Origin of the sequence: Mesonia sp. K4-1 (assembly GCF_008017825.1) — a bacterium.
Lineage (GTDB): Bacteria > Bacteroidota > Bacteroidia > Flavobacteriales > Flavobacteriaceae > Mesonia.
Genome location: NZ_VRLS01000052.1, coordinates 75,241 through 90,980, shown reverse-complemented (window position 1 = coordinate 90,980; position 15,740 = coordinate 75,241). Strand labels below are relative to the sequence as shown.

The window sequence follows — 15,740 nt, the reverse complement described above, 5'->3', positions numbered from 1 at the left end:
TTTAAATCCTTTTAACATGTGTATTTTTGTGTTTTTAAAGAAAACTCATGAAAAAAATAACTCTCTTATTGATTTTAGTTACACTTTTTTATCAGTGTAAAACATCAAAATTAGACCAAAATAATTCGACTACGGTCGGTATAAATTCTACATCTACTAATCCGCTTTCTCAACAACCAAAATTGGTAGTTGGAGTAGTAGTAGACCAAATGCGTTACGATTACCTTACCCGTTTTTGGGATCACTTCCGCGAAGACGGTTTTAAAAAATTAGTTGGGGAAGGGTTTACTTGTAATAATAATCATTACAATTACGTGCCCACTTATACGGGTCCTGGTCACGCTTCTATTTATACGGGTACTTCACCTAAAAATCATGGTATTATTTCTAACAGTTGGTATGATAAGTTTTCTAACGAATATGTGTATTGCGCACAAGATGATACACGAGAAACCATTGGCGCCGAAACTACTGCAGGGCAAATGTCTCCTTGGAGAATGCAAACTACAACGGTATCAGACCAAAATCGTTTACATACCCAATTTAGAGGGAAAACAATTGGAGTAGCTTTAAAAGATCGTGGAGCAATTTTACCTGCTGGTCATACAGCAAATGCAGCCTATTGGTTTTATGGAAAAGATAAAGGTGCATTTATAACCAGTTCATTTTATAGAAATGATTTACCGCAATGGGTGAAAGATTTTAATGCTTCAGGTAAAGTAGAAAGTTATTTAAAGCCTTGGAATACTTTAAAAGATATCACCACCTATGTAGAAAGTGGAGCTGATAAAAATGATTTTGAACAACCCTTTCGCGGAAAAGAAACGGCAACATTCCCTTATGACTTAAAAGAATTAAGCGAAGAAAATGGAGATTACGATATTCTAAAATCAACACCTTACGGAAATAATATTTCAACCGATTTTGCTCTTGCTGCCATCGATGGAGAGCAGTTAGGACAAGATGAATTCACCGATTTTTTAACGCTAAGTTATTCTAGTCCAGATTATATAGGTCATAGTTTTGGCGTCAATTCAAAAGAAGTTCAGGATAATTATGTGCGTTTAGATGAAGACATTGCACGATTGATTAAAAATTTAGATGAAAAAGTAGGTAAAGGTAATTACACTTTATTTTTAACTGCCGATCACGGAGCCGTTCATGTACCTAATTACTTAAAAAGTAAAAAGATTCCTGCGGGTTATATGAATAGTAAAGCGTTGAAAGAAAAAGTGAATCAATTTTTAGGAGAAGAATACGGTATTTTAGATCTCATTAAAAATGTTTCTAATAATCAGATCTTTTTCGATAAAGAGGTACAGAAAGAGAAAAACATTAAAGCTACAGATTTAGCTAATCATCTAAAAGACTTTTTAATTGGTCAGCCTCATCTTTATAAGGTATATACCCGCGGAGAAGTGGAAGCTATGAATAGCAACAACAAGTTAAAACACTTTGTAGAAAATGGATTTCATCAACAAAGAAGCGGAGATGTAATTTTCTTGTATGATCCAGCTTTTATATCCTATTCAGAAGTGGGAAGTACTCACGGTAGTTCTATGACCTATGATACCCACGTGCCCTTAATTTTTTATGGTATGGGAATACAAAAAGGACAAACCTATGCAAAAACAGAAATAACAGATATTGCGCCAACCATTTCAGCTTTATTAGGAATCGCATTTCCTAATGCCGTAACGGGAGAGGTAATTCAAGAAGTTTTAGAAAAGAAATAATAAACGGAAATTAAAAGAGCTTCTGCTTCATCTTTTTCCAGCGGTAAGCTCTTATCCATTTCCCTTCTTCGGGAGAGACCATAAAAGGAAGGTTATTTTTTTTTGAGATAAGAAACCCCTTGATGTAGTCAATAAACAAGCGAGGTTGTTGCTTTTTCAACGCCAATTTAAGGGCGGCAATACAAGTAATTGAAAACCCGTATCGCATCTTATAAAAAGCTTCACCTTGTTTATAACGAGCTTTGGCATGATAGGTTTTTCCAGTAGGACGCAAATGTTTTACCTGTAGGTCTGAAGAAACATTTATTTCAAATCCATGATACTTTGCCAGCAGTTCATCAACGGTGTCCCAACCCATCACATTTTTAAGTCCGTTAATTTTGTCAAAACACTCTTTTGTATATGCTTTTAAAGCACCTCTAAGATGATCTTTATTGGTTAAGGATTCTAATTTCCATTCATTTTTGTGTGGAATCAAACAGACTCCACCAGCCATTCCAATTTTAGGATTTTCAAGAAAAGCCTTTGAAATATGGGCTAGATAATTATTAGGGAAAATAAGATCGGCATCAAATTTACATAGCACATCGTAATTGTCATCTAACTTCTCAAGACCTTTATGAAAAGCATTAATTACTTTGCTGCCAGGTAAATGTTCTTCGCTAGAGGAAATGTTGATGTAGTCTATAAAACTATATTTTTCAGCGAAAGCTTTTAAAATATTTTCGGTATTATCGGTAGAGTGGTCGTTAACCACCATTATTTTTTTAGGAAGAAGTGTTTGCTTTGTTAGAGACTGCAGAGTTTTGCCTATAAACGCAGCTTCATTATGAGCGGGGATAATGATGTAAATCTCCATTTATGATACTCTTTCGGCGTAGACAATATAATAACGTGGAGTTATTTTTCTAAGTAAAGGTCTTATGCCAATTTTATTCACAGGGTTCGTCCACTTTTTAGAGTCGATTATTTTCCACCCTGCTTTTTCTAATAACCAATCAAATTGCCAATCTTCAAACTCGTGATAATGGCGATCCCATTTATCGGTTTTACATCTGTAGGCAGGAGAAAACCATAGACTCAATGGAATGCTAGTTACAAGTTTATCAGCTTTAATTTCTCGTAACACGTTAAAAGGAGCGATAAGATGTTCAAATATTTCGAAAGCGGTAACAACATTTGCGTTAGAATGAATAACCGATGAAAAATCAAGATCTAAATCTTCCCCTTTGGTATTCTCGACTTGATACCCAGTCGATTTAAGACGTTCCGTTAACGGGTTTTCAACTCCTAAATCTAAAAGTTGAGAATCTTTCGAGATATGTTTTTCTAAAAAATCTAGGGTTTCTTGGTATCGCTTATGCGGAAAATTTTTCTCGTACAATGGTGTAAGCTTAAAATTTGTAAACAGCGGCGTTAATGTTCATGCCTGCTCCAACACTGGCAAAGAGTACTACATCTCCTTTCTCTATCGATTGATCTTTGAGTTGTTTTCTTGTGACCAAATCTAATAAAGTTGGTAAAGTAGCCACCGAGCTATTTCCTAATTTTTGAATGCTCATAGGCATGACATTTTTAGGGGCAGGAACATCAAAAAGTTGATAAAACCGATCGCAAATAGCCTGATCCATTTTTTCGTTAGCTTGATGAATTAACAATTTTTTTACATCTTTAATAGTATATCCACTTTCATCTAAACAAGCTTTCATAGCAGCTGGAACTTTGGTAAGTGCAAAATTGTAGATTTTCCTTCCACTCATTTTAATATACTTGGTAGGTTGCAAATTTTCTTTATTGTAAGAACCATCAAAAGTTAAATAGTTTGCTTCCGCGGAAGCGTACGTAGCCGATTTGTGTGCGATAATACCTACATCTTCGCTATCTTTATATTCTACAATGGTAGCGCCTGCACCATCGCTAAAAATCATACTATCGCGGTCGTGATCATCTACCACTCTAGATAAGGTTTCGGTACCAATAACCAAAATGCGTTTGGCCATTCCCGATTTTATAAATGCTCTGGCATGAATCATTCCTTCGAGCCAACCTGGACAACCAAAAAGTAAATCGTAACCTACACAATTAGGATTTTTGATTTTCAATTCATATTTCACTCGGGTCGCTAAACTAGGAACAGTATCTCCTTGAACATTTTTATCTTGCATGTCGCCAAAATTATGGGCGACAATGATATAATCTAGCGTTTCAGGATCAATTTTAGCATCTTCTATAGCTTTTTGAGCTGCGATGCTTGCCATGTTAGATGCGGTAACACCTTCTGGTGCGTATAACCGTTCATCTATACCCGTGATGGCTTGAAATTTTCTAATTATATTATCGTTAGTATCATTAATGGCAGAACCATCTTCATTTAAAAAACGATGATTCAAAAAATGAGAATTGATGATTTTTGTTTGAGGGATATAGCTTCCAACCCCTATAATTACTTCAGCCATAGATCTAAATATTGGTACAATGTAGTCATTTCTTTATATCCTAAAGAATATTTTATTAAAAATTAAGAAACCTTAAAGAAGACTTTAATTGTTAAAAAAATTTCAAAATATTGAATTAATAAATTTTTATCTACAAAAATGCAAGTATGATAATTTAAGCTTTAAAATATTTTACTTTTTTATTAAAATGGTAAAATATTTAGTTTTTAAGAGTCAATTAATGTTTAAAACTTATAAAAATAAAAAAGCCCATAATTAATTTACAGGCTTTTCTATTTTAATAAATAAGAGTTTACATATATTCTTCCATTGGTGCGCAAGTACACATAAGATTGCGATCTCCGTAAGCATCATCTACACGTCTTACTGATGGCCAAAATTTATTATCTGACACATATGGTAAAGGATAAGCTGCTTTTTCTCTAGTATAAGGAAAGTCCCAGTCACTAGAAGTAAGCATTTTTAATGTATGCGGAGCATTTTTAAGAACATTGTTAGGTTCTTCTTTTTCAACCGTTTTAATCTCTTCTCTAATAGAAATTAAAGCATCGCAAAAACGATCTAATTCTTCTTTACTTTCACTCTCTGTTGGTTCTATCATCATTGTTCCTGCTACTGGAAAAGAAACTGTAGGAGAATGGAAACCATAGTCAATAAGACGCTTCGCAATATCTACTACTTCAATTCCTTTTTCTTTAAAAGGTCTGCAGTCGATAATCATTTCATGAGCTGCTCTTCCTCTTTCTCCAGAGTACAACGTAGTGAAATGACCTTCTAAACGATTTTTAATGTAATTCGCATTTAATATAGCATGCTCTGTACTAGATTTTAATCCTTTAGGGCCTAGCATAGTAATGTAGGCATAAGAAATAAGGCATACTAAAGAAGAACCCCATGGTGCGGCAGAAATTGCATTAATAGCGTTTTCTCCTCCCGTTTTAATGATTGGGTTTCCTGGTAAAAATGGAACTAATTGCTTTGCAACACAAATTGGTCCAACACCAGGGCCTCCACCTCCGTGAGGAATAGCAAAGGTTTTATGTAAATTAAGGTGACAAACATCTGCGCCAATGTTTCCTGGATTGGTTAAGCCCACTTGCGCATTCATATTTGCACCATCCATATAAACTTGTCCGCCGTTATCGTGAACGATTTGTGTAATTTCTTTTATGGCAGATTCATACACCCCGTGTGTGGATGGGTAAGTAATCATAACTGCCGAAAGATTATCTTTATGTTTTAAAGCTTTTTCCTTTAAATCGTCTACATCAATACTTCCAGATTCATTTGCTTTGGTTACGACCACTTTCATTCCTGCCATTACTGCACTTGCCGGATTGGTACCGTGAGCGGAAGAAGGAATTAAACAAATATTTCTGTGATGATCTCCGCGAGATTCGTGGTAAGCTCTAATTGCCATTAATCCTGCAAATTCTCCTTGAGCACCGGAGTTGGGCTGAAGTGAGGTTGCAGCAAAACCAGTAATTTCAGTTAACTGATCTTCTAATTTTTTTAATACTTCTTGGTAACCTTGTGCTTGATCAATTGGTACAAAAGGATGAATATTTCCCCATTGAGGGTAGCTTAACGGAAGCATTTCTGCTGCAGCATTTAGCTTCATTGTACAAGATCCTAAAGAAATCATAGAGTGATTTAAAGATAAATCTTTACGCTCTAATTTCTTGATGTAACGCATCAATTCAGTTTCAGAATGGTATTTATTAAATACTTCATTCGTCATGAAATCACTATCTCTCGCTACATTTTCTTTATCGATAATATCTTTCTCTAAAGAAGTAACTTTGATAGAAGCTTTTCCTGCTACGTGAGCAAAAACAGCAATAATATTGTTAAGATCGGTTAAGCTAGTTGCTTCGTTTAAGCTAATAGAAACCGTGTCTTCTTCTGGGTAGTAAAAATTGATTTCACTTGCTTCGGCCACTTCTTTTATTTTGGCAGCATTCGCTTTAATACGAATTGTGTCAAAATAATAATCGTTTTCTTGGTAATAACCTAATTGCTCTAGAGCATCGGTAAGTTCGGCTGCAGAGCGGTGAACTTTATTGGCTATATATTGTAAACCTTTTGGTCCGTGATAGACACCATACATAGAAGCCATTACAGCTAGTAATACTTGTGCAGTACAAATATTTGAAGTGGCTTTGTCTCTTTTTATATGTTGCTCACGTGTTTGTAAAGCCATTCTTAAGGCTACATTTCCGTCAAGGTCTTTAGTTACCCCAATAATTCTTCCTGGGATATTTCTTTTATATTCTTCTTTGGTTGCAAAATATGCTGCGTGTGGTCCTCCATAACCTAATGGAATACCAAAACGTTGCGTGGTACCTACGACTACATCTACACCAAAGTTACCTGGAGCTTGTAGTTTTACTAGGCTTAAAATATCTGCAGCGACAGCAATTTTAATTCCTGCTTCTTTAGCTTGAGCGATAAACGGAGCGTAGTTGTAAACCCTTCCGCTGGTTCCTGGATACTGAAGAATGGCTCCAAAGAAATCTTCAGAGAAATTAAATTCTTCGTGGTTTCCTACAACTAATTCAATCTCTAATGGATTGGCTCTGGTTTGTAATAAAGAAAGTGTTTGTGGTAAAATCTCTTCAGAAACAAAAAACTTTACCGCTTTTCTTTTCTTTTGGTCACGATCTCTAACCGCAAACAAGAGAGTCATGGCTTCCGCAGCAGCGGTAGCTTCATCTAAAAGTGAAGCGTTTGCCAACTCCATTCCGGTAAGATCGGCCACCATGGTTTGAAAGTTAAGAAGGGCTTCTAATCTACCTTGAGCAATTTCTGCTTGGTAAGGAGTATAAGCTGTATACCACCCTGGATTTTCTAATACGTTACGCTGAACTACAGGGGGAGTAATAGATTGGTGGTATCCTAAACCTATATAGGTTTTAAACATTTTATTTTTAGCAGCAAGTTTGGTAATGTGCTCCAAATATTCTTGCTCGCTTAAAGCTTCGTTTAAATCTAGGTCTTTTTGTAACCTTATATTGTCTGGAATGGTTTCGTAAATCAATTGATCTAAAGAATCTACTCCTACAGTTTTTAGCATTTCTGCTATGTTTTCTGGTCTGGGACCAATATGTCTTAATGCAAAAGAATCTGTGTTCATGTATTAAAAAATATAGTTGTGTTTGTGGTTTGCAAAAGTACATTTTTTCTAAAGAAAACAATGTTAATTCTGTAGCTTATCAGTATACTTTAAAAGGCATAGTTAAGGTGTCATTTTAAAGCTTTATTTTTGAATTATGAACCTCTTTAAAAAAGCGATCAACTTTTACATCAACAGTAGTATTCACGTAGCTTTGGCGGTTACTGCTTTAACAGCAGTAACAAGCTTAAGTTTTCTAGGAGTGTTTAATATTAATATTCTTCTTTTCGTGTTTTTAGGGACTATTTCTGGCTATAATTTTGTGAAATATGCAGGGATTGCAAAATTGCATCATTACAGCCTTACAAAGAATTTGAAAATGATTCAGGTTTTTTCATTATTCGCGTTTTTAGGTTTGCTTTACTTTTTTTCTCTTCAATCTACTAATTTTTTAATTCTCACTGGCTTTTTGGGTTTTTGTACCACATTGTATGCTATACCTTTTTTACCAAAGCAGAAGAACCTAAGAAACTTAAAAGGGACAAAAATTTTTATCATCGCTTTTGTTTGGGCAGGAGTTTGTGTTTTACTGCCTCTAATAGATGAGGTTGCTTTTTTAGAATATAAAGTATGGGTAAAATGGCTTCAAGTTTTTTTATTTGTGATTTCGATCACCATTCCTTTTGAGATAAGAGATCTAAAATTTGATGATGATGGTTTAGGTACTTTGCCTCAATTGGTAGGGGTAAAGCAAGTGAAAAGGATAGGTTATTTGCTAATTGCATTGGTAATAGGTATGCAAGGAATTTTAAGTGAATTGGAATTTATAAAGATGTTGCCAGTAATTCTTATCGGAATTTTAAGCGCAATTTTTATAAAGTTAGCAAGAAAGCAGCAGCGTGAATTTTATGCTTCTTTTTATGTAGAAGCAGTTCCTATAATATGGTTTTTATTAGAATTAGGAATAGGGTATATAGAATGGTAGGAGGAGACTTATGAATTTTTAGAACTTGAATTTTGCATTTGCTTTTGAAGTAGTATTTTAAAACTCTCTTGTTCTTCTGGGGTTAAATTACTAAGCTTCGCATTTTTAATTACTTCGCTAAGCTGAGTGTTTTTTTGAGAATATTTTCGGCATTCTCCACACATAAATAAGTGGAATTTTAATTTGAGTTTTTCCCAAATACTTGCTTCGTTATATTGACATTTATCACAGAATACTCCATATTTTTCGCAGAGTGAATGTCGTAAATTGTTTGATGTACTCATATTATAACCATTTGTCTTCCATACAATCAGCCATTTTTTTTCTGGCTCTATGTATAATTACCCATAAATTAGACGGACTAATATTTAAATCATTACAAATTACTTCGGTATCGTAATTGTCAATGGTTTTCATTTTAAAGACTTTTGCTTGTTGTTTTGGGAGGGAAGAAAGACAATTAAATATAGTGCTTTTTAGCTCATCATTCATTAAATTATCTTCAGCAGTAATGTCGTCATGATCAGCTACTTTTTCCTCTAACCAATCTCCATCATCGCCTTCGTTATTATAGTTTATCTTAACTTCAGCTTTTCCTTTATTAGAATTTATTTTACGGTAATAATCAATAATCTTGCGTTTTAAAATGGAAACTAACCAAGTACGTTCGGTGGCTTCCCCTTTAAAATTCTTCATAGATTTTAATCCAGCAAGAAAAGTTTCAGAAATAAGGTCTTTAGCAATATCTCTATTGTTTACTCGTGTTATGGTATAATTAAAAAGAAAATCAGAGTAACGATCTACCCATTTTTCTGGATTAATTTGATTTTCTTTGCTCGGTGGCATGATAGAATATTAATTAGTGCGATAAAGCTACAAATAATATAAGGTATATTTTTGTTGTTAACTGTGAAAAAAAACATAAAATGAAGCAACTTCTTATCATAGGTTACATTTGGCCAGAGCCTGCTTCTTCGGCGGCAGGGAGTAGAATGATGCAACTCATAGATCTATTTTTAGAAAAAGGTTACCAAATAACTTATGCCTGTCCTGCTAGATTTTCTGAATATGCAGTTAATTTAGAGGAAATGGGGATAGAACAAGTACAGATTGAAGCCAATAAAAGTGAGTTTGATAGCTGGTTAAAAGAGCTTGATCCTACTATAGTGATGTTTGATCGCTTTATGATGGAAGAGCAGTTTGGATGGCGAGTAGCAGAGCAATGCCCTAATGCTTTTCGTATTTTAGATACCGAAGATTTACATTTTTTTAGAAAAGCCCGTTATGAGGCGGCAAAGAAAAACAGGGTGTTAACCAAAACCGATTTGTTTTCTAAGGAAGCCAAAAGAGAAATTGCCAGTATTCTACGTTGTGATCTCACCTTAATTATTTCTGAGGCAGAAAGAGATTTGTTAACCGAAAAATTTAAAATAGATAGAGATCTTTTACTCTATATTCCGTTTTTAGTACCTCAAGAGCGTACCTCTCCCTCAACCGAGCTAACTAACTTTGAAGAACGCGAAAATTTTATTTTCATAGGAAATTTTTTACACGATCCTAATTGGGATGCCGTGCTATATTTAAAACAAAGCATTTGGCCTATTATTAGAAAGCAATTGCCAAAGGCAGAGTTGCATATTTATGGGGCTTATGCTACCCAAAAAGTAGAACAATTAAATAATAAAAAAGAGAAGTTCTTTATAAAAGGGAGAGCCACCGAAGCGTTAAGTACTATAGAGAAATATAAGGTATTACTGGCGCCTCTACGATTTGGAGCAGGAATTAAAGGTAAGTTTATCGATGCTATGCTCACGGGTACTCCCAGTGTAACTACTACTATAGGAGCTGAAGGTATATGTGGGATTTACCCTTGGAACGGAGAAATTTCTAACAATGATCAAGAAATTGCCGATGCCGCATTTATGCTGTATACGCGAGAAAAAAGATGGAATAAAGCTCAGCAGAACGGTTTTAAAGTGATTCAGAACCGATTTCAAAAAGAAAATTTTAGCTCTCATTTTTTCGATACAATTAGGCGTTTGCAAGAGCGTCTAGAAAAGCATAGGCAACAAAATTTTATGGGATCTATGTTAATGCATCATACCTTACAAAGTACAAAGTACATGTCTTTATGGATAGAAGAAAAAAATAAAAAGAGCTAATGGCAGGTATTTATATACATATTCCATTTTGCAAACAAGCTTGTCATTATTGTGACTTCCATTTCTCTACAGGGTTAAATAAGCAGCCCCAAATGGTAGCAGCTATTCATAAAGAAATTTTGCTCCGCAAAGAAGAAATTAAAGAGGAAGTAAAGACTATTTATTTTGGTGGAGGTACGCCAAGTTTGCTAACCAAAGATCAAATTAAGGTTTTACTCGATACGATTTATAAGAATTATGATGTTTCGCTTAACGCGGAAATAACTTTAGAAGCAAATCCAGATGATTTATCTCTAGAGAAAATTCAGGAATTATCACAAACTCCAATCAACAGGTTAAGTATAGGAGTGCAGTCTTTTTTTGAAGAAGATTTACAACTTATGAATCGGGCTCATAATCATGAGGAGGCGTTAACTTCTATTCGGGAAGCGAAGAAGTTTTTTGATAATATTTCTATAGATCTCATTTACGGAATACCTGATATGAGTAATGAACGTTGGCAACAAAATCTCGATATTGCTTTATCTTTAGAGGTTCCTCATATTTCTAGTTATGCATTGACGGTTGAGCCTAAAACAGCTCTCAAAAAAATGATAGAAAAAGGAAAAGTAGCTCCTGTAGATGATGCGCTTGCTGCTGCACATTTTAAAATTTTACAAGAAGTAATGAGTTCGGCAGGTTTTATCAACTATGAATTTTCAAATTTTGGAAAACCTGACTACTTTTCAAAAAACAATACAGCTTATTGGATGGGAGAATCTTATTTAGGAATAGGTCCGTCGGCACACGGTTATCATCAAGGGGTGAGAAGTTGGAATGTATCTAACAATCCTAAATACATACAGGCCATCGAAGAAAATCAACTTCCTATAGAAAAAGAAACCTTATCTAGTAATGATGCGTACAATGAATATGTAATGACGCGTTTACGAACGATGTGGGGAATTAGCTTATTGGAAATAGAAGAACTTTTTGGAAATAAATATGTGAATTATTTACAGAAAGAGCTTCCTGTTTTTATAGAGAAAGGACTTATAAAAAAGAATGAAAATAATTATACCATCACTCAAAACGGAAAATTTTTAAGTGATGGTATAGCATCAGACTTATTTTATATAGCGTAGTTTTTGCGTTAGGGATTGAGCGGTTTGTCTAAGCTCTTTTGTTTTGATAAAAACAAAAAGCGAGTAGCGAAAGCCCGACCCGTAGGGAACGCCCAAAAATTAACCTAAAATATTGGCAACCTCTTTATTGATGTTTTCTAAGAAAGTTTCATCTTCTTTGGTGAAAGGATCTGGAGTATTCGAATCAATATCAATTTGTCCTATATTTTCACCATTTACAAATAAAGGAATCACGATTTCACTTTTCACATTGATATTGCATGAAATGTAATTGTCTTGTTCTTGTACATTAGGAACTATAAAGTTGGCATTAGATTCTGCTACCTGACCGCAAATTCCTTTTCCAAAAGGGATAATGGTATGTTCGGTTGGTTCTCCTGCATAAGCTCTTAATTTTAGCTCACGTTTATCACCATTTTTAAAGTAAAAACCTACCCAGTTGTAGTAGGAAATATTTTCTTTTAAGAGAGAGCACACTTCGTTAAGACGGTGATCAATCGATAATTGGTCGTTTTGAATAAGCTCTGTAGCTTTAACTTGAATTTCTTGTAAGGTCATTTTCAATTTTTTACGCAAAAGTATTTATAAAATATCGCTTAGTGAATTTCTAATTCTATAAATTTGTATTAAAAGTTATTCCCTTGATAGAACTTATAAAAAAAAATAAGGCCGTTGTAAAGTTTCTTCTTTTGTTTGGCGGCTCTTATGTGATCTTGGCCTTAGGCTATCAATACTACTTGACTCATTTTTCTTCTCAAGAATACTATCCAGACTATATTACCCATTTGGTGACTAAACAGAGCAAATATGTAGTAGAAAGTTTAGGGTATGATGTGCGTATAGCTCCTCATCCCAATGATTTATCTATGAAGTTTATTATAAACGACAACTATGTTGCTAGAATTGTAGAAGGTTGTAATGCTATAAGTGTTATGATTCTTTTTGTTGCTTTTATTATAGCTTTTCATACTAATTTTAAAAAAACTTTTCTTTTTGCATTTTCGGGTGCCACGCTTATTTATGCTCTAAATATCATTAGAGTAGGCTTGCTTTGTATAGGAATTCATGAGTATCCAGAATATGCTTCTTTTTTACATGACATTGTTTTTCCTGGATTTATCTACGGAGTCGTTTTCTTGCTTTGGATGATTTGGGTGCGAATGAGTACGGAGAGAAAAAAAGTTAACACATGAAAATCATTAAATGGGTTTTAGGAATAGGTTGTTTAATTCTCCTAGTGAGCGTACGCTTATTTGAAGAAGTTCTTTTTCATGATCCTTTGGTAGATTTTTTTAGATCTAACTTTACCCAGGCAGAACCGCCTGCATTGGAGAAATGGAAGTTGATGAGTTTGACCTCTGCCAGATTCTTTATAAATACGCTTTTATCATTAATCATATTATATCTAGCATTTTCAAAGAAGAGTATTTTAAAATTTTCGGGGTTGTTCTATGCGGGAAGTTTTATTATTTTAATAGGTGTTTTCTACTATCTCCTTTCTCCGCTTAAAGCGGAAAACTATATGTTTTTATTTTATGTGCGTCGATTTTTAATTCAGCCTCTCTTCTTAATTTTATTATTACCGGCATTTTATTACCAACAAAACATAAAAAAAACCGACTTGTAAGCCGGCTTTTAAATGATAATTAATAGTTGGAATTATCTTATCCTCTAGGATCTAAAATAATATCTATTCTTTCTACTAAATCTTGTAAGTGGTATCTACTCATTTTATCTGATGTTCTACCAATAGCACGTTGTACTTCTCTTTTCAGATTATTAAGTTCTGCTCTTACTACAGGACGAATATCACTTTGCTCTACATTAATATCACTATGATTAATCCAATTTCTATATTTTGCAGGAATTGATTTTTGCTTTTCTTTCATTAAATAAGCCATTCTATCTACATAGGCTCTTTGAAGGTTTCTTCTATAGATATCTATTGTATTTCCTCTAGAAAGTTCACTAAATACTCCAGATCTTAAATCGCTCATCATATCTAATAAACCATAAGCATTTTCATTGATGGTTTCATTTTCAATTAACCTTGCCATTCTTCCAAAATCTAGAATATTATTTAATGTTCTTACTTGGTAGCTTCTTAAACGCTCCACGCTTCCGTCAAATTCAATTTTATTAAATATAGATGCATCTAATAACCACTCTGGTGTGGTAAACAATTGATCTTGTAAAAAGCTCATAGCTCTTTTTTGTTTTTCCGTGTCAACGTGAGTATAAACCGCGCCTTCTTGATCGTAAGTTTTGTAATGCTCATATACACCTCCAATATTAGCAGTCACATGACCCATATATCTATTATACTGACTTAATATTTGTTTATATAAATCGTTTAAATCTTGATAGTCTTTACCGTCTTCTGCTGTCCATTCTATAAGATTAGGCACTATTCTTTTAAGGTTTTTAATACCATACTCACTAGCTAACATGCTATCATCTCCTAAATCTTCGGTTTGAGAACTTGGGTCGATAGTACTACCACTTTGTTGACTCCCGAAACGATACATTGGGTTTCCTGCATGTTCTAAAATCCATTCATCTAAAATAGGTTTTTCTTCTTTTGCAGATTTATCTAAAATAGGTCTGTAACCCCAATTAATAGAATACTTATCGTAAATACCAATATTTGGCATTAAAGCAACATCACCATCTCCTGGTTGAGCGATATAATTGAAACGTGCGTAATCCATAATAGATGGAGCGGTTCCATATTTTTTAGTGAATTCTGGGTTACGTAAATCTTCTACCTTATAGGCAACACTACTTCCCATATTGTGTGGTAAACCTAAAGTGTGACCTACTTCATGTGAAGAAACAAAGCGGATAAGTCTTCCCATCACCTCATCTTTAAATTCTACATCACGAGCGTCCTCATTGATGGCTGCGGTTTGTACAAAAAACCAGTTTCTCAATAAAGTCATTACATTGTGATACCAGTTAATATCTGATTCTAAAATTTCTCCCGAACGTGGATCACTAACGTGGGGTCCATTTGCATTAGGAATAGGAGAAGCTAAATACCTAACTACAGAATATCTAACATCTTCTGGACTCCAATCTGGATCTTCTTCTTTGCTTGGAGCTTCTTTAGCAATAATCGCATTTTTAAAACCTGCAGCTTCAAAGGCAACTTGCCAATCTTCAATCCCTTGTTTAATGTAAGGAACCCATTGCTTTGGAGTCGCTCTATCTATATAATAGACAATTTGTTTTTTTGGCTCTACTAATTCACCATTTAAAAACTTTTGCTTGTCTTCTTCTTTTACTTCTAATTTCCAACGGTCTAAATAGGTAACCTCTTTACTTTTTTGTGCGCTTAAACCATAATCGGTTTGACTTCTTGCAAACCAGCCCACACGCTCATCGAAATAACGCCTTTTCATTGGAGTTTTTGGTAGCAATATCATAGAGTTGCTAAATTCTAAAGAAATAGAACCCGTAGCACTATTTGATGGTGGTTGCGAAGCGTTGTAAGTTTTTACGTGTCTTACCTCAATGTTTTTAGGGAAACTTCTAATTGTATCAATGTATGATCTATCGTCATCTAAACGAGATATTTTATAGTTTTTTCTTCTTGATTGTGGAAAACCAAGTGCAGCAATATCTTTCTTATATAAATCGGTTACTTCAATTACCGTATTATTATTGATAGAGTCTTTATGGAATGCTTTAATAGGAAAAGAATATAAAATAGGCTCAAAATTAGAGTTGACCACCGCTTCATGAACAGGAAGAGAATCTGCAGCTACCACTTCGTGAGAAACTACTCTAAGTAAAACATCATCGCCTTTTTTTTGCCAGCGAAGTACTTGAGTGTTTTGTTTTCCTCCCCCAAACCCCAGTCCGTTTGCAGTTTTAGCAATTCTTGTCACCATTAACATTTCACGGTTAAAAAGTGTATCTGGAATTTCGTAAAAATACTTTTTGTCTAGTTGATGCACGGTAAATAATCCTTTGTCAGATTTTGCATCTTTGGTAATTACCTTTTTGTAATCTTTAATGTCTCCTTTCTTAGAGGTTTCGGCTTTAGCTTGCGGAGCTTGTTTTTTTTGAAAAATAGCACAACTGCTTAACGAAAGGCTTATTCCGATAAGACAAGTTTTAAATAATAATGATTTATTCATGAATATATAGTTGATTT

General features: G+C 34.2%; 14 protein-coding genes. 6 read left to right on the top strand and 8 right to left on the bottom strand.

Annotated elements, in window-relative coordinates; all coding sequences use genetic code 11:
• Positions 1-47 precede the first annotated feature (47 nt).
• Entirely contained in the window at positions 48-1,736 is a 1,689-nt protein-coding gene (gene pafA, locus FT986_RS08545; RefSeq protein ID WP_147864687.1) for an alkaline phosphatase PafA, read from the top strand.
• Positions 1,737-1,746: 10 nt separating this feature from the next.
• Here the strand turns inward: pafA and FT986_RS08540 are convergent, their stop codons facing one another.
• The 4 genes from FT986_RS08540 to gcvP all read right to left on the bottom strand — a co-directional run bounded on the left by FT986_RS08540 (position 1,747) and on the right by gcvP (position 7,328).
• Positions 1,747-2,595, bottom strand: a complete 849-nt coding sequence (locus FT986_RS08540) for a glycosyltransferase family A protein (RefSeq protein WP_147864688.1) — start codon at positions 2,593-2,595, stop codon at positions 1,747-1,749.
• Complete coding sequence (locus FT986_RS08535) at positions 2,596-3,120, bottom strand: methyltransferase (protein ID WP_147864689.1); 525 nt, start codon at positions 3,118-3,120, stop codon at positions 2,596-2,598. It lies immediately after the preceding gene.
• Between the two features lie 10 nt (positions 3,121-3,130).
• The gene (locus FT986_RS08530) at positions 3,131-4,192 is read right to left on the bottom strand and encodes a 3-oxoacyl-ACP synthase III family protein (protein WP_147864690.1); all 1,062 of its coding nucleotides are present in this window, start codon (positions 4,190-4,192) and stop codon (positions 3,131-3,133) included.
• A 292-nt stretch (positions 4,193-4,484) separates the two neighbouring features.
• On the bottom strand, positions 4,485-7,328 hold the full coding sequence (gcvP, locus tag FT986_RS08525; RefSeq protein ID WP_147864691.1) for an aminomethyl-transferring glycine dehydrogenase: 2,844 nt from the start codon (positions 7,326-7,328) through the stop codon (positions 4,485-4,487).
• Positions 7,329-7,464: 136 nt separating this feature from the next.
• Between gcvP and FT986_RS08520 the strand changes: the two genes are divergently transcribed.
• Positions 7,465-8,292 carry a hypothetical protein gene (locus tag FT986_RS08520; protein WP_147864692.1) on the top strand — a complete coding sequence of 276 codons (828 nt, stop codon included), beginning with the start codon at positions 7,465-7,467 and terminating at the stop codon, positions 8,290-8,292.
• Positions 8,293-8,300: 8 nt separating this feature from the next.
• Here the strand turns inward: FT986_RS08520 and FT986_RS08515 are convergent, their stop codons facing one another.
• Positions 8,301-8,576 carry a hypothetical protein gene (locus tag FT986_RS08515; protein WP_147864693.1) on the bottom strand — a complete coding sequence of 92 codons (276 nt, stop codon included), beginning with the start codon at positions 8,574-8,576 and terminating at the stop codon, positions 8,301-8,303.
• Position 8,577: 1 nt separating this feature from the next.
• A complete protein-coding gene (locus FT986_RS08510) occupies positions 8,578-9,138 on the bottom strand; it encodes a sigma-70 family RNA polymerase sigma factor (protein ID WP_147864694.1) in 561 nt (186 codons plus the stop codon).
• Positions 9,139-9,218: 80 nt separating this feature from the next.
• Between FT986_RS08510 and FT986_RS08505 the strand changes: the two genes are divergently transcribed.
• Positions 9,219-10,454, top strand: coding sequence for a glycosyltransferase family 4 protein (locus tag FT986_RS08505; RefSeq protein WP_147864695.1), 1,236 nt, complete (start codon positions 9,219-9,221; stop codon positions 10,452-10,454).
• A complete protein-coding gene (gene hemW, locus FT986_RS08500; RefSeq protein ID WP_147864696.1) occupies positions 10,454-11,578 on the top strand; it encodes a radical SAM family heme chaperone HemW in 1,125 nt (374 codons plus the stop codon). The genes FT986_RS08505 and hemW overlap by 1 nt, the downstream gene beginning before the upstream one ends.
• 99 nt (positions 11,579-11,677) lie before the next feature.
• On the opposite strand, the gene FT986_RS08495 is transcribed toward hemW, so the two are convergent.
• Positions 11,678-12,136: a GAF domain-containing protein gene (locus tag FT986_RS08495; RefSeq protein WP_147864697.1), complete on the bottom strand. Its 459-nt coding sequence runs from the start codon at positions 12,134-12,136 to the stop codon at positions 11,678-11,680.
• Positions 12,137-12,219: 83 nt separating this feature from the next.
• Here FT986_RS08495 and xrtF point away from each other — a divergent pair, with 83 nt between their 5' ends.
• On the top strand, positions 12,220-12,771 hold the full coding sequence (xrtF, locus tag FT986_RS08490) for an exosortase family protein XrtF (RefSeq protein WP_147864698.1): 552 nt from the start codon (positions 12,220-12,222) through the stop codon (positions 12,769-12,771).
• Entirely contained in the window at positions 12,768-13,205 is a 438-nt protein-coding gene (locus FT986_RS08485; RefSeq protein WP_147864699.1) for an exosortase F system-associated protein, read from the top strand. The genes xrtF and FT986_RS08485 overlap by 4 nt, the downstream gene beginning before the upstream one ends.
• A gap of 37 nt (positions 13,206-13,242) precedes the next feature.
• Here the strand turns inward: FT986_RS08485 and FT986_RS08480 are convergent, their stop codons facing one another.
• Positions 13,243-15,723: a zinc-dependent metalloprotease gene (locus FT986_RS08480; protein WP_147864700.1), complete on the bottom strand. Its 2,481-nt coding sequence runs from the start codon at positions 15,721-15,723 to the stop codon at positions 13,243-13,245.
• Between the last annotated feature and the right edge of the window lie 17 nt (positions 15,724-15,740).